Source organism: Rhodococcoides fascians NBRC 12155 = LMG 3623 (assembly GCF_001894785.1).
Taxonomy (GTDB): Bacteria; Actinomycetota; Actinomycetes; order Mycobacteriales; family Mycobacteriaceae; genus Rhodococcoides; species Rhodococcoides fascians.
The window spans coordinates 98,380-118,202 of sequence record NZ_BCWW01000007.1 but is presented as its reverse complement, the minus strand read 5'-3'; the positions used below and the strand labels follow the sequence as shown (position 1 = coordinate 118,202).

Genomic DNA, 19,823 nt, shown 5'->3' with positions numbered 1-19,823 from the left:
CGATCTCCTGCACGAGATCGCGGAGGGGCTTCGTCGATACGGCCCTCTCAGCGACCCAACGTCGCTCCGATCAGAATCAATCTCATCGCTCGCTCCGTGGCATCGGTCAGAAACTCGGCACCTCGTTCGAGCGCTTCGACCAGTTCGACCGGCGAGGGCAGAATGCCTGCGAAGGCGTCGATACCCGAGTCGTAATTGGCCCGGGCATCGAGACCGATGGTGCCCGCGAGCGCCACCACTGGTTTGCCGTGGAGCTTCGCTCGGCGCGCGACCTCCGTAGGGATCTTGCCCTTCGGCGTCTGCTTGTCGATGGAACCCTCGGCGGTCAACACCAGATCGGCCGTCGCGATGAGGCTGTCGAGATCGACATGATCGAGCATCACCTCGAAGCGCGGTAGGAGCTCTGCTCGCAGGACTGCAGCCACGCCGGCACCCATCCCGCCGGACGCCCCCGTGCCCGGCCCGGTGCGCAGGTTCAGGCCCGAGGGCCGTGTCGACACGTCACGCTCGAGCACCTCGGCCCAGCGGTCCATCGCAGCCGACAGAACCTCCACTTGCCCCGGAGTGGCACCCTTCTGCGGTGCGAAGACCCGGGCGACTCCCCCCGGTCCACACAGAATGTTGTGCGGATTGCATGCGACCCTGATCTCCACACCGCTTCCCGGAGTCAGACGTGGATCGAGACCGGACACATCGATGTGATCGAGACGGACCAACTCGCCTCCGCCGTTACCCAATTCGAGGCCTTCGGCATCGAGGAGTCGCACTCCGAGCGCTTGGAGCAAACCTGCGCCGCCGTCCGAAGTACCGGAATCACCGCAGCCCAAAAGAATTCGTTCGGCACCGTAATCGAGGGCGGCGCGGATGAGCTCACCGACTCCGCGGCTCGTGGTGATCGTCGGGTCACGCATATCTCGCGGAACCAGCGACAGGCCGGCCGCCGCTGCCATCTCCACGACCGCTGTGATCGGCCCGTCGGTTCCCAGGAGAGCGAAATGGGACGCCACCGGCGTGCCGACCGGCCCGGTCACGACGGCGTCGATCACCTTTCCCAGGGTGGCACCGGCAAGTGCGCGGGCAGACCCTTCACCCCCGTCGACCAGGGGAACCGAGCTGACGATGGCACCGGGCACCACCCGGCGGATACCTGCACCGATAGCCACTGCGACCTCGTCGGCACCGAGGGATTCCTTGAACCCGGACGGGGCGACGACGAAGCGGAGAGGAGTTGAAGAGGGCATGGTGATCGTGTCCTTGTCGGAAGTCGGAGATCAGGAGATGGGAGTGCCGAGCAGAGGCCACACGGCGACGGCGAAGAACAGCACGGTCACTGCGGTCAGCGGCGCGAGGAACGCGGACAGCCGCAGCAGGTCCTTCGGTGAATATGTATCCACACCTTCGGCTTTGGCGAAGATCGCCACTGGCTTCGCCGAGGACGGCATGGTGTGGCAGAAGCCTGCCGCAGCCGTCGAGGCGAAGGCCGCGGCCACTGGATCGATGCCGAGCGCCACAGCCGTGGTGACGACGAGTGGAACCAGCACGGACGAACGGGCCGAGCGAGATTGGATGAGAAGATGTGACGCGACGGACAGAACGATCACCACTGCAATGAACACCCAGGGCGGTGCCGATCCGATCGGGACCACCGTGAACAGCCCGTCCGAGAGCCACCCTGCCGCACCGGACGTCGTCAGCGCGGTCCCGAGGGCCAGCGTCGCCGCCATGAACAGCAGCAGCGACCACGGCACCGTCGACAGCGCCTTGCCGAAATCGGTGGTACCGAAACGCGGAGAGGTGGAGATCAGTGCACCGAGCAGGGCGATGATGGCGGGGTGCACGCCGTGCAGCGGTTCCGAGCACCACAGCACGATGACGACGGCCAGCAACGTCGCGGCCCGGTTCTCCGCGATGGTCAGCGGTCCCGTCACCGGGGTGGGAAGCCGCGACGCCATGTCGGATACGTTTACCGCCAGTGGGATTCGGCGATCCTCACGATCGGTGAACAGCAGCAGTACGAGTTCGGCCGCACAGTGGCTACTGACCACGGCCAGCGGCACACCGAGCAACAACCACGCGGTGAAGCTGATGCCGGTGCCCGTCGCACTTTCGAGCACCTGGCTGGTGATCAGATGTGCCCCCGCGCCGATGAGGGTCGCCACAGCGGACAGCAGGATGACGGTGGGAAACAGGATTGCCAACGCCCGCACCACCCGCTTGCGCTCGGCGAGCGCCTGCGCCAACGCCACGAACACCGGCAGCGCAAGTGCCGCACGACCCGAGGTGGCAGGAATTGCGAATGCGGTCACGATCAGTGCAGACGTCACCAAATGGGCGAGCTGGCGTACGCTGCCCGCACCGCTGACGATGAACACCGCTGCGCGCGTTGCCAAACCGGACTCGCGAACTCCAGCGGCGATGATGAACGCCGCGATGAGAAGCCAGATGGTCTCTTCGCCCAGAGTGTCGAACAAGGCGTCGGTGCTGACCACACCTGTCAGTACCAGAGCCAGTGCGGCACCGAGTGCGACGTAGGTGTCGTCGATCTTGGTGAACACCCAGAGGGCGACAGCTGCCGAGAAGACGACGAGCGTCGTCCGTCCCGCGCTCGGCAACCCTTGCGCCGCGCCGGCGAGCACGGCCAACAGCACCAGCAGTGCAACCGAACTGACGACGAGCTGAACCACCCGGCGGGTCCACAGATCGCGAAAGCGCCACGCCCGCATCGGTTGCGGAAGGGGAGGTGGCTGCGTCCTGAAGCTGACCGTGTTCATGATTACCAGTCTGGAGCCGACCGATGAAACGCCGATGAACAGTCCATGAGCGTTCTTTCATGAGCGGTTCTGCTCAGGCCAGGCGGTACCCCATCCCGCGCACCGTCTCGATTCGATCGGAGCCGATCTTCTTGCGCAGCATACGAACGTAGACGTCGACGACGTTGGAGCCGGGGTCGAAATCGTATCCCCATACGTGACTGAGGATCTGCTCACGAGAGAGGACCTGCCGTGGGTGACGCAGAAACATCTCGAGCAGAACGAACTCGCGCGATGTCAGCGACACCACCACACCGTTCACCACGGCACGTCTGGTGTGCAGATCCACAGCCAGAGAGCCTGATTCCAGAACGGAGACCGAGGGCTCTCGGTCACCGCCACGCAGCCGCAGTCGAACACGTGCAAGCAGCTCCTCGAACCGGAACGGCTTGGTCATGTAGTCGTCCGCTCCCCCTTCGAGGCCGGTCACGGTGTCGCGCACCGAGTCCCGGGCCGTCAGGATGATCACAGGAATACCGACACCGGCGCCTCGTAGCGATTCGATCACCTCGAACCCGTCCTTGCCCGGCAGGCCCAGATCCAGAACGACGAGATCGAAGTCTCCGGTCGTCGCATAATCGATCGCGGAGATGCCGTCGGCCACGGTGGTCGTGGTGAAACCGTTGGCCCGTAAACCCTTTTCGATGAAGGACGAGATGCGGACGTTGTCCTCGGCGATCAATATTCGGCTCATCGTCGGTCTCTCATCGTGCCGGCAGGTCCAATCCGAAGGTCGCACCCGCACCGGGTCGACTGTCGAGCGTCGCGGCACCGTGGTGCCCGTCGGCAATTGCTCGCACGATGCTCAGCCCCAGCCCTGCGCCGCCACTGTCCGAGCGACGCGAGCCACTGCTTCCGCGGGCGAACCGTTCGAAGATGGTCGACGCATCCACGCTGGACACACCGGGCCCGGTGTCGCTCACCCACAACCGAACTCGGTCCAGGGCAAGCTCCGAGCCCACGACGATCCGGTCACCGGTCCGGGTGTGCGACACCGCATTCTGCGCCAGCTGAAGCACTGCCTGCGTGACTCGCTGCGGATCGACCCGCACCGAGCCCGTACCGACGTGCCCCAGGATCCAATCGCGGTCGGCGAGCGCTCGCACCTTGGCGTCGATGTCGCGCGTGAGGATCTCGAGATCGACCGGTTGCTTGCGGACGAAATCCGGCCGCTCGGCTTTGGCAAGGATCAACAGGTCCTCCACGATCCGGTTCATCCGGTCCAACTCGTCGGTGACGAGCCGAACCGTCTCTTCACGCTCGTGTGGGTCCTCACCCATCAGTTCCAGATGCCCACTGACGATCGTGATCGGCGTACGTAGCTCATGGCTCGCGTCGTCCACGAATTGTCGCTGCGCGGCGAACGCGGACTCCAGCCGGTCGAGCATGTCGTTGAACGTGTCCGCGAGCTCGGCGACGTCGTCGCGGCCCTCCACCTCGATCCGCCTGGACAGATCGTCGGTGGTGATCTGGGCCGCGGTCCGGCGAACGAGACGTACGGGCGCAAGAATCTGCCCGGCCACCACCCAAGCGATACCGCCGGTGAACAGAAGTGCCATGAGCGATACCCCGACAACTACACGAATGGTGTTGGACACGTCTGCGCGCTCACGGTCGACCAGGATTCCGATAGCGAACGTCCCGGCCTGGCCCCCGCCGGAAGGTTCGGCCACCTGTTTCGCCCAGGCGACTTCTCCCTCCGAGGTCGGTGTCGATCCCACGCTGTCGGGTGAGTCCACGATGGCCGATACGACAGCGGCGTCGGCGACCAGATCCCCCGGACCGCCGCGCTCCTGACGCAGGAGTCGATCGGTGTATCCGAACAAGATCTCGTCGTCGTCCGGGTATTGACGCTGCAGGTGCAACTGGAGCAGATCTGCCACATTGCCGAACGGCAGACCGTCGTCCGGGTCACGGCCGGTCGCCGCGAACTCGCTGAACTCGCTGATCTCCTGCTCGAGCGCCACTGCGGTGTCTCGCTCGACGTCCGCGAGGAGGATCGTTCGCACTGCAACGCCGACGGCCAGCATTGCCAACGCCATGACGAACAACAGCCAGCCGAGGATGCGCACCCGTGCCGGAACTCGGCTTCCCACCCGGGGGCGACGAATCGCAGGCTCGGGCTCGAGTCCCGTCGGCGCGAGCACCTCGGTGCGGGCGTTGCTTCCGTCGATCACCTTTTCGGTCGAGTTCACCCGTCGTCATCTTCCGCATCGTCGTCGCCACCCACATCGTCCTGGTTGCCGACGTCGTCGTCATCATCCCCGTCCGGCAGAACCACCACGGGCGGCGGGGCCGGCACGACGATGGATTGCGGTGCTGATGGTGGAACGGCTGGAGCATTCCCGACCGACGGCCCCGTGTCGGTAGGAGCGCCTGCGGTGATGGGTGGGGCGGCGGTCGCCGGTGGGGCTGCGGTCGCCGGTGGGGCTGCGGTTGTCGACGGGGCAGCAGTCGTCGATCTGGCTGCGCCCGACGTCTGAGGTGCACCGCTCGACGTCGCGACTCCGACGGTGACGCGCGGCTCGAAGCTCGGTGGCTGAGGGGTGTCGGCCAGCACGGTGCTCGCGAGCGCGACGCCTACCGGCACGATCACCACAGCCGCCAGGACTGCAATCTTGGGTGCGAACTTCACACCGCCACACTCCCTCCGGTGCGTGAGACGACGATGAAGGCGACATGAGTAAGTTTTCATGTCCGCGATCGGACCGAACCTCGACGGCATTCGGGTCCCGCCGAGCCGGGTGCTATACCGCAGCTGCGTGTGTCAGCGTGCCTGCACAGACCGTTGCCCTGATCTCCGTCTCCGCCAGATCGTGCGCCGAGCGATGCACCGGGTGCTCCTCGAGAACGACGATGTCCGCGACGTCCCCGACGCGGAGCGCACCGCGGCCGCCGCTCGCCGCCTGTAGTGCCGCGTCGAGAGGAACCGATTCCTCGGCATGCCACGGCGGCCGGTCGTCGTTCGTTCGGAATACCGCCGCCGCAACGCCTGCCAATGGCTCCGGTGGACTCACCGGAGCGTCGGAGCCGAAGAGCAGCGTGGCACCGCTTCGATGGAGCGACCCGTAGCCGTAGGCCACCGAGCGCCGACCTGCCCACAGATCCTCGGCGATGTCGCGGTCGGCCATCGCGTGCTGCGGCTGCACCGACGCCGCAACGCCCAGCGCCGCGAAGCGTGCGATGTCTTCGGGGACGAGCTGCTGCGCGTGTTCGATACGACCTCCGCAACCGGCCCGCTCGAATGCATCGAGCGCAACGCCGTTCGCCCGGTCACCGATCGCATGGACAGCAGAGGTGATGCCGCCGCGAGCCGCGCGAGCGACGAGCTCGAACAGTCCGTCGCGGGTCTCGAGCAACAGTCCGTAGGCGTTGTCACCGTCGACGCCCGGGTAGCGATCGTGACAGCAGGCCGTTCTGGTGTTCAGCGAGCCGTCGAGCATGACCTTCAGCGGTCCGCGCCGAATCATGTCCGAGACGGCCGAGACGTCGCCGGTGCGCTCCCCACGATCGAGCGCTTCGTCGAGCCACTGCGGCCACACCGTGGTGTCGACGCGCACTGCGGGAGATCCGGCCGACAGGCGTCGATCCCAGACCGTCCGGTTGTCCGCGAACTCGAAATCGACGACGCCGGTCACTCCGCGGACCGCCAGTGCCGCGGTGGCGTCGAGCACAGCTCGGTCCAACTCGGCCGGGTCCTCCAATGCCTCCAGCGCCATGACGGCCTCGAGACCGTCGACGTCACGAAGCACTCCGGTGGGATGGTCGATACCGAGATCGCGCAGCAGCGCCGGACTCAGCCACAGCGTGTGCAGGTCCATGCTCGTCAACGCCACACGCACACCGGGCAGCGCGTTCTCGAGCAGATCCTTGTGTGGCTCGTCGGACCACTGCGCGTCCCGAAAACCGTTGGCGCGCACTACGGAATCGCCTGCTGTGCGCGCATAGGGAAACACCAGTGCCACGGCATCGGCCGCCGACGAGGCCGGCCCGACATCGATACGCCGCCGCGCCGCTGCCCATTGCGTCAGATGAACATGACTGTCCACGAAACCCGGTAGGGCCACTCCCCCCGCGCCGTCGACGACCTCGACGCCGCGGGTGCGATCGCTACCGGCCGGGGTGATGGACCCTATGGTCGAGCCGACGAGTTCGATGTCGAAGAGCACGCCGGAATCATCCAGTGCGACATTGGCGATAATCACTCCTGGGACTCTAGAGCGTCGCCCCCGACGCAGGCGCGCATGCCATCCTCTAGCAATGAAGACAGAGCCTGTGGCGATGCAGACAGATCGGACCGACCCCGTCGGATATCACGCGACCGTCACGGTGCGGTGGTCGGACATGGACGCATTCGCGCACATCAATCACGCCCGGATGGTCACTCTGCTCGAAGAGGCGCGCATCGAATGGCTGCTCAGTGAGGGCGAGGCCAACGAAAGCCTGATCAAGAGTGCGTTGATCGCGAACGTCACCATCGCGTACAAGAAGCCGCTTCGGCACTCGGACGGTCCGCTCGACGTCACACTCTGGTTCGAGAAGGTACGTGCGGTCGATTTCACCATCGGCTACGAGGTACGGGCAGCGGGCGCGGCCCCGGATTCGCCGCCTGCGGTGGTGGCGACCACTCGCATGGCGATGGTCGACGTCGGGGCGGAGACTCTGCGCCGGATAGCGCCCGAGGAGAAGGCCTACCTCGCGCGCTGGACTCGCTGATACTCCGCCGCGCGATCTGCGAACCACCGCACCGCCTCCGGATCGTCGACGGCACTGGTGTCGAGAGCAGTTGTCTCGGCAGCACCTTGGAACATTTTCTTGAGCGGCACTTCGAGCTTCTTACCGGTCCGCGTGTGCGGGATCGCGGGCGCTGCGACGATGTCGTCGGGAACGTGCCGCGGGGATGCCTGTGTCCTGATGACGGCAACGATGCGCTCGCGTAGCTCCATGGTGAGCCCGTCCGGGACCACCACGAACAGCGGCATCCAGTATCCCCCGTCGGGCTGTTCCATGCCGAGCACCAGGGCCTCGGTGACCTCGTCGAGAGATTCGACGGCCTGATAGATGTCTGCGCTTCCCATTCGAATCCCGTTGCGGTTCAGCGTCGCATCGGAACGACCGTGCACGACGACGCTGCCGCGTTCGGTCACGGTGATCCAGTCGCCGTGCCGCCAGATGCCCGGATAGGTATCGAAATACGCGTCCCGATAACGGGTTCCGTCGGGATCGTTCCAGAACCGCACCGGCATGGACGGCATCGGTTCGGTGACGACCAGTTCGCCCACTGCGCCGTGCACCGAGTTGCCTGCCTCGTCGTAGGCATCGAGCGCAACGCCCAGGAACGGAACCGACAACTCGCCCGCCCAGACAGGCACGGTCCGCACTCCCCCGGCGAACGCCGACACCACATCGGTACCACCGGAGATCGAGAACACCGGTACGTGGGCTCCGACCTTCTCCGACAACCAGATCGACGACGTCGCGGGCATCGCAGACCCGGTGATCCCGATGGCGCGCAGGCTCGAGAGATCGTGATCGGCACCGGGGTGTGCGTCCGCCTTGATGCACGCGAGGACGTACCCGGGGCTGGTACCGAGGTACGTCACGCCCTGCGCGGCCGCAATGCCCCACAGCGCATCCGTTCTCGGGAACGCTGGATTTCCGTCGGTGCACACGATCGTGGCCCCGACGAGCAGACCGGCCACCTGGAAATTCCACATCATCCAGCTCGGGCTCGTGTACCAGAAGAACACATCGTCGGGTCCTAGATCCGAGTGCAGTGCAACGGATTTGAGATGCTCGAGCAGCACGCCACCATGGCCGTGCACGATCCCCTTGGGCCGTCCCGTGGTCCCCGACGAGAACACGACCCACAACGGGTGATCGAACGGCACTGCGACCGGAGCGAGCTCGCGCGGTGTCGCGGTCGCGTCCGCCCAATTCAGCGCCGTCCCCGCGGTCCCCACAGCGTCGCCGATGGTCACCACGGTGCGTACCGTCGGCAATCCCTCTGCGAGAGTGTTCACGTCCGCACCTTTGTCGCGGAAGGCCCCTCCGTAGACGTACCCGGACGCGGTGATCAACGCCGTGGGGTCGAGCTGCCCCAGTCTGTCGAGCGCCGCAGCCGCCGAGTAGTCCTGCCCACACGCAGCCCATACCGCGCCGAGACTTGCTGTCGCCAGGAAGGCGATGATCGCCTCGGGCACGTTGGGCAGGTATCCGACGACGCGGTCGCCGCGTCGAACGCCTGCGTCGGACAGGGTGCCCGCCAACGCACCGGCCTGAGCAATCATCTCGGACCACGTGACGGTCCGCGTCGAACCGTCCTCGGAGGCATGAACAATGGCGGCTCGATCTCCTCGAGCGTGCCGGACGACCTGATCGACGTAATTCAGCTCGACACCCGGGAACCACTGCGCCCCCGGCATACCGTGGCCCTCGAGGACCGACGCCGGCTCGATGGTGGAGCGAATGTCGAAGTAGTCCCACACCGCTGTCCAGAACGATTCGATGTCGTCGATCGACCACCGCCACAACGCTGCGTAGTCGGGCAGCATCACCTCGTGGCGCTCCTCGACGAACCGGGTGAACTCGGTAACCCGAGCGTGCTCGACATCGGTATCGGTGGGCGTCCACAGCGCACTGGTCATGGACGTCAGTATGTCAGCCCAACGGCTGGGTTCAGATCAATCCGAGCGAGCGTTCACGCATCTCGACCTTGCGCACCTTGCCGGTGACGGTCATCGGGAACTCGTCGACGATGTGCACGTAGCGCGGAATCTTGTAATGCGCGAGGCGACCGTCGCAGAACTGCCGCACCGCGTCCGAATCCAGCGGTGCGGCACCGTCTCTGAGCTGTATCCACGCCATCAATTCCTCGCCGTACTTCTCGTCGGGAACACCGATCACCTGAGCGTCGAGGATGTCGGGGTGGGTGTAGAGAAATTCCTCGACCTCGCGGGGATAGATGTTCTCGCCGCCGCGAATCACCATGTCCTTGATGCGCCCGGTGATCGCGACGTAGCCGTCACCGTCCATGACCCCGATGTCGCCGGTGTGCATCCACCCGTCGCTGTCGATCGCCTCTGCGGTCTTGTCGGGCTGCTCCCAGTAACCGATCATCACCGAGTAGCCACGGGTGCACAGTTCACCCGCCTCGCCTCGCGGCAGTGTCTCACCGAGAACGGGGTCGACGATCTTCACCTCCAGATGCGGACCCACACGACCGACAGTGGACACTCGCTGCTCTATCGAGTCGTCGCTGCGAGTCTGCAGCGATACCGGCGACGTCTCGGTCATGCCGTAGCAGATGGACACCTCTGCCATTCCCATGCGTTCGATGACCTGCTTCATCACCTCTGTGGGACAGGGTGATCCGGCCATGATTCCGGTACGCAGGCTGCTCAGATCGAATGCGCCGATGTTCTCCAGTGCCAACTCGGCGATGAACATGGTCGGTACGCCGTAGAGCGAGGTGCACTTCTCATCGGCCACGGCCGTCAACGTCGCCACCGGGTCGAACGCGGGACCGGGGATGACCATCGTTGCTCCGTGCGACGTGCACGCGAGATTGCCCATCACCATGCCGAAGCAATGGTAGAACGGCACCGGAATGCAGACCCTGTCGTTCTCGGTGTAATGGCAGAGCTCGCCGACGAAGAAGCCGTTGTTCAGTATGTTTCGATGACTGAGCGTCGCACCATTCGGGAAACCCGTTGTACCCGAGGTGTATTGGATGTTGATCGCGTCGTCCGGGCGAAGTGTGCTCGACACGTCGGCGACCATCCGCGGAGTCTTCGCCAACGCTCGGTGCCCTCGATCGGTCATTGCTTCCCACTGAATGCTTCCGATGAAGAGGACCTCGCGCAGAGTTGTCACCTCCGGTCGCACGTCGTCGATCATGGCCGTGTAGTCGGACCCTTTGAACTCGGTGGCCGACAACAGCACCGAGACACCCGCCTGTCTCAGCACGAACTGCAGCTCGTGCGAGCGGTACGCCGGATTGATGTTGACCAGAATTGCCCCGATCTCCGCCGTCGCATATTGCGCCAGCGTCCATTCGGGGCAGTTCGGTGCCCAGATCCCTACTCGATCGCCTACTTGCACTCCGGCCACGAGGAGCCCCGCCGCCAACAACTCGACGTCCGCCGCGAACTCCGAGTAGGTCCACCGCCTGCCCGATGCGACATCGACGAGGGCATCGCGTTCGGCGTGCCGCTCGACGGTGCGATGCAGGTTTCGGCCGATCGTGTCGTCGAGTATCGCTGTGTCCGAATCTCCGCGGGCGTAACTGTCCATGAGCCTCACGGTAGTGACGCCGGTCACGGCCGGCCACCCCCGAATGGGGGTCCTACTCGAGTGTGATGACGTCCGCAGCCTCGAGCACCTCGGCGCGCGACGTGTCCTTGAGCGCGACGCCGGACCGTCCGAGCTTCCTGGCTCCGGCCAGCAGACCTGCCACGATGCGGGCCGACTGCGCGTACCCCTGCCCCTCGGGCGGGTGGATGTTGGAGATGCAGTTGCGATCGGCGTCGGTACGGCCGGGCTTGGGGAGGTGCGTCAAGTAGATGCCGAGACTGTCCGCGACGGACAGGCCGGGTCGCTCCCCGATGAGAACCAGTACCGTCCGCACGCCCATCGCCGCCGCGATGTGATCACCGAGCGCCACTCGGGCCTCGGTCGCAATGACCGGTGCAGCAATAGAATACCGCTCGGCAAGTTCGGTTTTCAGTGCTTCCACCATGGCCACACCGTGATCCGCCAGCGCCCGGGGAGACAGTCCGTCGCTCAGCACGATGCCTATCTCGTCGTCCGAATAGGCAATCGCCGACAAATCCCTCGGCTGACGACCCAGGTCCGGACGACGCAGATACTCGGCCCGGCTCGTCGCCAACGACGTCACCACCGAGGGTGCACCAAGCCCCACCTGCTCAACCCGACGCACGAACTCGTCGACCTCGAGTGGCATGTGCACCGCATCTCGGGCCGCGGCGTGCGCCGAGCGAAACTCGAGCACCCGCGTCGTCGGCAACGAATCGCCGATACGCCCCAGACCGATCCGAGCTTGGGTACTCGCCCGCAACTCACCCCAGAACTCTGCCTCGGGTCGTTCCGCAGGCTCCACTCCCAAATCCGGTCGTTCCGCAGGCTCCACTCCTGCCTCGGGTCGTTCCGCAGGCGTGCTCATCGCGCACTCATCAAGGCCCGCAGCGGCGATCCCGCGGCATCGACGTCGAGGACTCGGCCGTCGGCGTCCGCCATCCCCAGCCGCGAGAGCCAGGACTCGAATTCCGGTGCGGGCCGCAGACCGAGGACCTGTCGCACATAGAGCACATCGTGGAAGCTCAGGGACTGGTAGCCGAGCATGACGTCATCGGCTCCCGGCACTGCGATGACGAACGCGACGCCGGCCGCACCCAGCAGCGTGAGCAACGTGTCCATGTCGTCCTGATCGGCCTCGGCGTGATTGGTGTAGCAGACGTCCACTCCCATCGGCAGTCCGAGGAGCTTGCCGCAGAAGTGATCCTCGAGGCCTGCCCTGATGATCTGCTTGCCGTCGTACAGGTACTCGGGCCCGATGAATCCGACTACGGTGTTGATCAGCAGCGGCTCGAGATCACGGGCCACCGCGTACGCACGCGTCTCGAGTGTCTGCTGATCGACGGGCCGGTCGCCGGTGCCGATGTGCGCTCCCGCCGACAGCGCCGAACCCTGACCCGTCTCGAGATACATGACGTTGTTCCCGACGGTTCCGCGGTGCAACGATCTGCCTGCCTCGTTGGCCTCACGCAGCAACGAAATGTTCACTCCGAAGCTCGAATTGGCACCCTCGGTTCCCGCGATGGACTGGAACACCAGATCGACCGGAACTCCTTTGTCGATCAATTCCATCGTCGTCGTCACATGAGAGAGGACGCACGACTGTGTCGGGATCTCGAAACGCTGCCGAATCTCGTCGAGCAGATGCAGCAGATCGGCGGTGGCCTGAGGTGAGTCGGTCGCGGGATTGATTCCGATAACCGCGTCACCCGACCCGAGGAGCAGCCCGTCGAGTGTGGCCGCGGCGATGCCACGCGGGTCGTCGGTCGGGTGGTTGGGTTGCAGACGCGTGGTGAGAGTCCCGGGTAGGCCGATCGTCGTCCGGAACGCCGACGTCACCTGCGCGGCCCGCGACACCGCGATCAGATCCTGGTTCCGCATGATCTTGCTGACCGCCGCGACCATCTCGGGTGTCAATCCGGCCGCGACCGATCGCAGTGTCTGGGCCGCATCGGGCCCCGCTGTCACCTGCAGCAGCCAATCCCGAAGACCTCCCACGGTCAGGTGTGAGATGGCCCCGAACGCGATGCGGTCGTGCGAATCGATGATGAGCCTGGTGACCTCGTCGGTTTCGTACGGAACGAGCAGATCGTGCAGGAAGACATCGAGGGAGACCTCGGACAACGCCCACTGCGCGGCAGCCCGTTCGGCATCGGATTCGGCCGCGCAGCCGGCCAATTCGTCACCCGATCGCAGCGGTGTCGCTTTGGCCATCAGGTCGACCAGACCGTCGAACGTGTAGGTGGTCCCGGATACCTGCTGGGTGTAGATCGTCATTCCAGTTCGGCCTCGGCCTCGGCCAGTGCGGCGAACTCCTCGTCGGGCGAGTTGGCGACCAGATGATGTCTGCTGTAGATGCCGAAGTAGGCCATGAACGCGACGAACACTGCCAGACACCACAGTGCCGCAGTGGAATCGACGACGAAGGTGGCGACGACGGCGAGTGCCGCGATGATCAACGCGAATCCGGTGGTCACAACGCCCCCGGGGGTTCGGTACGGCCGTTCCATGTTCGGCTCGTTGCGGCGAAGCACGATGTGGCTGACCATCATCAGAACGTAGCTCAGTGCCGCACCGAACACGGCCATGTTCAGCAACATTCCGCCCTGACCGGTCAGCGAGAGCAGGAATCCGATGACGCCGGGCACGATCAGCGCGAGCGTAGGGGCCTTACGAGAGTTGGTGATGGACAGCGTCTTCGGCAGGTAGCCGGCACGGGACAGCGCGAAGAGCTGACGCGAGTACGCGTACATGATCGAGAAGAAGGACGCGACCAGTCCGGCCAGGCCGATGTAGTTGACGATCTTGCTCGCAGTTCCGTCACCGAGCGCCTCCACCAACGGGTTTCCCGATTCCTTGACGGCGTCGGCCCCGCCCGCTCCGGTCACCAGGAACAGGACGACGGCACCGGTGACGAGCAGTACGCCCATGGCGGCGATGATGCCGCGCGGGACGTTCTTGGTCGGATCCTTGGCCTCCTCGGCGGCCAGCGGCACGCCCTCGATGGCGAGGAAGAACCAGATGGCGAACGGCACAGCCGCCCAGATGCCGAGGTAGCCGAACGGCAGGAATCCCGAGGCTCCGGCTGCGTCGGTCGGCGCGATATCGGTCAGGTTGCTCGCATCGAATTGTCCGAGGGCAGCGATGGCGAACACGATGAGTCCGACCAAGGCGACAGCGGTGATGACGAACATGATCTTGAGGGCTTCGCCTGCGCCGGAGAGGTGGATTCCGATGAACACGGCATAGACCACCAGGTACACCCACCACCCGTCGGTGATTCCGAACAGTCCGAGCGATTCCACGTACGCGCCGATGAACGTGGCGATGGCGGCGGGAGCGATGGCGTACTCGATGAGAATGGCTGTGCCGGTGGCGAACCCGCCCCACGGTCCGAGAGCACGACGGGCGAAGGTGTAGCCGCCGCCCGCAGCGGGCAGTGCCGAGGACATCTCGGCCATTCCGAGGACCATGGCCAGGTACATGCCCGCGATGATGATCGCGGCGATGAGCAGACCACCGAAGCCGCCTTCGGCGAGACCGAGGTTCCAGCCCGAGTAGTCACCGGAGATGACGTAGCTGACTCCGAGGCCCGCGAGAAGTACCCACCCGGCGGTCCCCTTCTTCAAGGTTCTCTTGGCCAGGTAGTCACCGCCCTCGACGTGCGACTGTGTGCCCTCGTAGGAGCCGGATTTCGGGTGAGGCGACTGTGGATCTTTCACGGACATTGCAAGCCTCTCGTACCAGGTCCCTCGCGAGGGGACGCCCATTCGGGTGTGTGGGGCGCGCGAACCGGTTCACGATAGGTCCGTGATGTAAGCGGGGTGTCATCGGTGAATGACGGGCGAATTACGGCTGCTGTGCAACCGCATTCACGTCACCGATATCTCCCTCGTCCGGTTCTGCGACTGTCAGTACTGCGTCCACCACAGCTCTGTTGGTTTCCAGCTCACGCTCCAGCCGCCGGAGCGTGTGCGCGATGCGTGACTCTGCGAAGTCACCGACGAGATCGACACTCGCCACCACGTAGATCTGTTTGGGACCGACGAACTCGATGCGAACGAACCGGACCGACGCCACCTCGGGGAGTAGCTCGATTCGCTGCACTACCGCGTTCCATAATGCTCTCGATCCTGGCTCCCCGGTAAGGAATCGGCGGTTTCGATCGATCAGCACGAACGCCACGATCCCGAGTAGAACGCCCACCAGAATCGAGCCGATGGCGTCGAACGCCGCCGAACCGGTGAGCTGGTGCAAACCGATTCCCGCACCGGCGATCACGATGCCGATCAGAGCCGCGCTGTCCTCGGCGAACACTGCTCGCAGCGTCGGATCCGAGGTCTCCAACGCGTAATCGAGAAAGTCCTTGTCGTATTGCGCTGCCTCGCCGCGTATTTGCCGTACCGACTGCAGGAAGGACACGCCCTCGAGCAGAAAGGCGATGGCGAGCACGACGTAGGCGACGAGGTAGTTCTCACTGCTGGACTCGCCGGCAAGCAACGAAGTGATGCCGTGCCACACCGACACCGCCGCGCCGGCGACGAACAAACCGATCGCGGCGAGCGTCGACCAGAAATACGTCTCTCGTCCGTACCCGAGCGGGCGGCGATCGTCGGGGCCGCGCGCCCCGCGCCGATTGGCGACGAGCAGGAAGATCTCGTTGCCGGTATCGGCCCAGGAGTGCGCGGCCTCGGCGACCATCGACGCAGACCCGGTGAACACCGCCGCGAACGTTTTGGCAATGGCTACACCGAGGTTGGCGACGAACGCGATCACCACGGTGCGCAGGCTGTCGCCGCCGTCGGCCGCGTCGGTTTTCGATGAGCTCTTCATCGTTCGCACTGTATGCGCTGCGCGCAGTGGTGCGGCTATGTGCCGCCTGGGGCACACGGGAGTGTAGCCCGCGGAACGACCCGGAAGCGGAGCCGCACCACTGCCGTAGGCACTCAGCCCTGGAGCATTCCCGGCACAGGACAGGCGTCGACGGCCTCGGCGACCACGAGTGGGTCGTCGGGTACCGGCGGTCGTCGGCCCTCTTCCCAGTCGACTCCGACGAGAGGTGGATGCGCGGCGAGAAGTTCGTTCTCCTCCGGGGTGTACGCGCGCCCACGGCTCAGGAACCGCACGCCTTCGGGCGATTCGAGCGAGAATCCGCCGCCGCGGCCCGGCACCACGTCGAGTACGAGTTGGGTGTGTTTCCACGCTTGGAACTGCGAACCCGAGATCCACACCGGTACGCCGTCGACACCCTCGGGGAGGTCCTGGGCGATCTCGCCCACTCCGAGCCTGAGGTCGATGTACCCGAGCAGAACGTCGCGATCGCCGACGATGAATTCGCCTGCGGGATAACACATCGGCGACGAGCCGTCACAGCATCCGCCGGACTGATGCATCATCAGTTCGCCGTGGATACCGCCGAGGCGACGGAGAAGATCTATCGCCTCGGCGGTTGTCTTCAGCCGCGCGGGCGGCCGAGCGTTCTCCATCAGAAGAAGCCCTGCGCCTTCTGGGCGTAGCTCACGAGCAGGTTCTTGGTCTGCTGGTAGTGATCGAGCATCATCTTGTGGTTCTCGCGGCCGATACCCGACTGCTTGTAGCCACCGAACGCGGCGTGCGCGGGGTACTGGTGGTACGTGTTGGTCCACACGCGACCGGCCTGAATATCGCGGCCGGCGCGGTAGGCGATACCGCCGTCCCGCGACCAGACGCCTGCGCCGAGCCCGTACAAGGTGTCGTTGGCGATCTCGATGGCGTTGTCGTAGTCGGTGAACGACGTGACCGAGACGACCGGCCCGAAGATCTCTTCCTGGAAGATGCGCATGTTGTTCTTGCCGGTGAAGATGGTGGGCTGCATGTAGTAGCCGCCGTTGAGGTCGCCGCCGAGCTGTGCGCGCTCGCCGCCGGTGACGACCTGTGCGCCCTCACCCTTGCCGATCTCGATGTACGAGAGGATCTTCTGGAGCTGATCGTTCGAGGCCTGCGCACCGATCATCGTCTCGGTGTCGAGCGGATCTCCCTGTCGCACAGCCTTGGTGCGGATCGCGGCGAGGGCCAGGAACTCGTCGAAGATGTCCGCCTGAATCAGCGAGCGCGACGGGCAGGTGCACACTTCACCCTGATTGAGGGCGAACATCGTGAAGCCCTCGAGTGCCTTGTCCTGGTAGTCGTCGTTGGCCTGCAGCACGTCGGAGAAGAAGACGTTGGGGCTCTTGCCACCGAGCTCCAGTGTCACCGGGATCAGATTCTGCGACGCGTACTGCATGATCAGGCGTCCGGTCGTGGTCTCGCCGGTGAACGCGATCTTGGAGATACGCGGGCTCGATGCCAGCGGCTTGCCTGCCTCGACGCCGAATCCGTTGACGATGTTGAGCACGCCTGCGGGCAGCAGATCGCCGATGATCGAGATCAGGTGCAGGATCGACGCGGGGGTCTGCTCGGCGGGCTTGAGCACCACTGCGTTACCCGCAGCGAGCGCGGGCGCGAGCTTCCACACGGCCATGAGGATCGGGAAGTTCCACGGGATGATCTGCCCGACGACGCCCAGCGGCTCGTGGAAGTGGTAAGCGACGGTGTCGCTGTCGATTTCGGAGAGCGATCCTTCCTGCGCTCGGATGCAGCCGGCGAAGTATCGGAAGTGATCGATGGCGAGCGGGATATCGGCGTTGAGGGTCTCGCGAATCGGCTTGCCGTTGTCCCAGGACTCGGCCAGAGCGATCGACTCGAGGTTCTCGGCGATGCGGTCGGCGATCTTGTTCAGGATCACGGCGCGTTCGGCCGCAGACGTCTTGCCCCAGGCGGGAGCGGCGGCGTGCGCAGCATCGAGGGCGAGTTCGATGTCCTCGGACGTGGAACGGGCAACCTCGCAGAAGTTCTCACCGGTGACCGGAGTCGGGTTCTCGAAGTACTGGCCCTTGACCGGTGGCACCCATTCGCCGCCGATCCAGTTGTCGTAGCGCGACTGGAACGACATGACGGAATCGGCGGTACCTGGACGGGCATAGACGGACATTGAAAATCCTCCTGATCGACACGTGCTGCACTGCTGATGCGGTGTGTGATTCAGGACACTAGGGGGTGCAACGTTGCAACTACGTTGCCGTCGTGCCGACGGCACCGCAGCAACGGGTGCGTCAGATCCCCAGATCTCGGTCGAGGAGATCGATACGTGCGCTGACCTGGCCGTAGAGCGCTGAATCGCGACTCAGCGTGGCGCGATAGGCCTCCCACGCGATCACGTCGGATCGGCCGTGGATGGAGGAGGTCCACTGGGCGAGCAACACCGGATCCCCCAGCCGCAACAGCGCCGCCTGCATACGAGACCGCAGTTCTTCGCGAATCTCCTCGATGCCGGGGGCGGACGAGCCGGGCAACACCGGTCCAGTGTAGATCCGTAGAGCCGCCTCGACGTCGCCGCGGTCCAGAGCTCGTCGGATGTCGCCGACATCGGAGGACAACTCGCCGACCAATCGGTACGGCCGGGACGCTAGGCCTGCGGTGCCGAAAGACTTACGCAGCCGCGACATCTCTGCGCGGATGGTCACCGAGTCGAGTTCCTGCTCGTCGAGCAGGACGGCGAGATGGTCCGAACTGAGCCCCTCCGGATGATCGCCGAGCAACAGGAGGATCTCGGCGTGCCGCTGCGACATAGGTGTTCGGCCCGAGCCGCGCACCACTCCGGGCCGGCCGGATCCGAGAACTTCGAGACGAGGAGCCGTGTCGCCCAGCGATTTCGGCGAATTCAACAGGTGCAGGCGTAACTCGGACTCGGCGGCTGCGACGGTGGCCCGCACCAGCGAGAGCACCTCGGGCACGGCCACCCGCGGCCCGCCGGTGATGTCGATGGCTCCCAGGATGTGGCCGCTGGTGGGGTGATGGACCGGTGCTGCCGAGCAACTCCATTCGTGGACCGATCGCGAGAAGTGCTCGGACGCGAAGATCTGCACGCTGTGATCGACGGCGAGTGCCGTCCCCGGAGCGTTGGTCCCCTTGCTTTCCTCGCTCCAGTCGACGCCCTCGGCGAAATCCATCGTCAGCGCGCGGTCCTTGGCCGAGGAATCGCCCTCGACCCACAGCAGGCGGCCCTCCGCGTCGGAGATCGCGACGAGCAGACCGGTGTCGGAGGCGTCCTCGACGAGCAGTTTGCGGATCACCGGGCGGATGAGTGCCATCGGATGCCCGTTGCGATAGCGGTCGAGGTCCGGTCCGCTCAGGGCCGGTGCCTGACTACCGCCGTCCGGGTCGACGCCCTTGGTTCGACTTCGCATCCACGAGTCGAGTACGACCGACCGCACCGCCGAGCCGTGAGTACGGATGTCGTCGACGAAAGACTGATGGGCACTGGACATTTGGCGCGCCAGCACAGTGACATCCTCACCGGGACGCACTGCGACCCAGGGGTTGCCGCCACTGTCCGATCGGCTTGCCATTCGACGCTTCCTCCGTGACCTGTCCACATCTTTGTAACCCAGCTCACAGGCAAGGATACAGCCGCTGTCGACGGGTGCGACCGGGGCCGGTCCCGCCGACGACGACCGGCTACTTCTTCTTGACGGCGGAGGTGATGATGTCGTTGCTGGTGTCGCCACTCGACTTCGCTCGCTTGTCGGCGCGCTTGTCCTTGAGCGATTTGCCGGATTTCTTGGTCATCGTGTTGCGGGGCGATTTGTCCGACATGGCAGAAACCCATCTGTTGGGGAA

At 65.1% G+C, this 19,823-nt stretch carries 17 protein-coding genes; 1 reads left to right on the top strand and 16 read right to left on the bottom strand.

The features are described from left to right. Positions 1–47: 47 nt before the first annotated feature. The 6 genes from RFA01S_RS15915 to RFA01S_RS15890 all read right to left on the bottom strand — a co-directional run bounded on the left by RFA01S_RS15915 (position 48) and on the right by RFA01S_RS15890 (position 7,015). Complete coding sequence (locus tag RFA01S_RS15915) at positions 48–1,241, bottom strand: glycerate kinase family protein (protein WP_032408030.1); 1,194 nt, start codon at positions 1,239–1,241, stop codon at positions 48–50. 30 nt (positions 1,242–1,271) lie between these two features. Then, a complete protein-coding gene (locus RFA01S_RS15910; protein WP_080729324.1) occupies positions 1,272–2,771 on the bottom strand; it encodes an SLC13 family permease in 1,500 nt (499 codons plus the stop codon). 73 nt (positions 2,772–2,844) lie between these two features. Continuing rightward, positions 2,845–3,504: a response regulator transcription factor gene (locus RFA01S_RS15905; protein ID WP_027496295.1), complete on the bottom strand. Its 660-nt coding sequence runs from the start codon at positions 3,502–3,504 to the stop codon at positions 2,845–2,847. A 10-nt stretch (positions 3,505–3,514) separates the two neighbouring features. After that, on the bottom strand, positions 3,515–5,005 hold the full coding sequence (locus RFA01S_RS15900) for a sensor histidine kinase (protein ID WP_139278455.1): 1,491 nt from the start codon (positions 5,003–5,005) through the stop codon (positions 3,515–3,517). Next, positions 5,002–5,445, bottom strand: coding sequence for a hypothetical protein (locus RFA01S_RS27785; RefSeq protein WP_051365094.1), 444 nt, complete (start codon positions 5,443–5,445; stop codon positions 5,002–5,004). Before RFA01S_RS27785 ends, RFA01S_RS15900 begins: the two co-directional genes overlap by 4 nt. A 112-nt stretch (positions 5,446–5,557) precedes the next feature. Further along, on the bottom strand, positions 5,558–7,015 hold the full coding sequence (locus tag RFA01S_RS15890) for an amidohydrolase (protein ID WP_032408031.1): 1,458 nt from the start codon (positions 7,013–7,015) through the stop codon (positions 5,558–5,560). A gap of 76 nt (positions 7,016–7,091) precedes the next feature. Here RFA01S_RS15890 and RFA01S_RS15885 point away from each other — a divergent pair, with 76 nt between their 5' ends. Then, a complete protein-coding gene (locus RFA01S_RS15885; protein ID WP_027496292.1) occupies positions 7,092–7,526 on the top strand; it encodes an acyl-CoA thioesterase in 435 nt (144 codons plus the stop codon). Here the strand turns inward: RFA01S_RS15885 and RFA01S_RS15880 are convergent. The 10 genes from RFA01S_RS15880 to RFA01S_RS27780 all read right to left on the bottom strand — a co-directional run bounded on the left by RFA01S_RS15880 (position 7,502) and on the right by RFA01S_RS27780 (position 19,799). Continuing rightward, entirely contained in the window at positions 7,502–9,457 is a 1,956-nt protein-coding gene (locus tag RFA01S_RS15880) for an acetoacetate--CoA ligase (protein ID WP_032408032.1), read from the bottom strand. The two genes, RFA01S_RS15885 and RFA01S_RS15880, sit on opposite strands and share 25 nt — an antisense overlap. A gap of 31 nt (positions 9,458–9,488) precedes the next feature. Continuing rightward, positions 9,489–11,105, bottom strand: coding sequence for an AMP-binding protein (locus RFA01S_RS15875; RefSeq protein ID WP_174557271.1), 1,617 nt, complete (start codon positions 11,103–11,105; stop codon positions 9,489–9,491). A gap of 52 nt (positions 11,106–11,157) precedes the next feature. Further along, positions 11,158–11,931 (bottom strand): ethanolamine ammonia-lyase subunit EutC, encoded by a 774-nt coding sequence (eutC, locus tag RFA01S_RS15870; RefSeq protein ID WP_032408034.1) that lies wholly within the window; start codon positions 11,929–11,931, stop codon positions 11,158–11,160. 59 nt (positions 11,932–11,990) lie between these two features. After that, entirely contained in the window at positions 11,991–13,403 is a 1,413-nt protein-coding gene (locus RFA01S_RS15865; RefSeq protein WP_032383548.1) for an ethanolamine ammonia-lyase subunit EutB, read from the bottom strand. Next, the gene (gene eat, locus RFA01S_RS15860; protein ID WP_032383547.1) at positions 13,400–14,854 is read right to left on the bottom strand and encodes an ethanolamine permease; all 1,455 of its coding nucleotides are present in this window, start codon (positions 14,852–14,854) and stop codon (positions 13,400–13,402) included. Before eat ends, RFA01S_RS15865 begins: the two co-directional genes overlap by 4 nt. 121 nt (positions 14,855–14,975) lie before the next feature. Continuing rightward, a complete protein-coding gene (locus tag RFA01S_RS15855) occupies positions 14,976–15,959 on the bottom strand; it encodes a cation diffusion facilitator family transporter (protein WP_027496286.1) in 984 nt (327 codons plus the stop codon). 113 nt (positions 15,960–16,072) lie between these two features. Then, on the bottom strand, positions 16,073–16,612 hold the full coding sequence (locus tag RFA01S_RS15850) for a DUF779 domain-containing protein (RefSeq protein WP_052060843.1): 540 nt from the start codon (positions 16,610–16,612) through the stop codon (positions 16,073–16,075). Next, entirely contained in the window at positions 16,612–18,135 is a 1,524-nt protein-coding gene (gene exaC / locus RFA01S_RS15845; RefSeq protein ID WP_032386983.1) for an acetaldehyde dehydrogenase ExaC, read from the bottom strand. The genes RFA01S_RS15850 and exaC overlap by 1 nt, the downstream gene beginning before the upstream one ends. 121 nt (positions 18,136–18,256) lie before the next feature. Next, positions 18,257–19,552 carry a sigma-54-dependent transcriptional regulator family protein gene (locus RFA01S_RS15840; protein WP_032408035.1) on the bottom strand — a complete coding sequence of 432 codons (1,296 nt, stop codon included), beginning with the start codon at positions 19,550–19,552 and terminating at the stop codon, positions 18,257–18,259. Positions 19,553–19,661: 109 nt separating this feature from the next. Beyond that, positions 19,662–19,799, bottom strand: coding sequence for a hypothetical protein (locus RFA01S_RS27780; protein ID WP_167326762.1), 138 nt, complete (start codon positions 19,797–19,799; stop codon positions 19,662–19,664). Between the last annotated feature and the right edge of the window lie 24 nt (positions 19,800–19,823).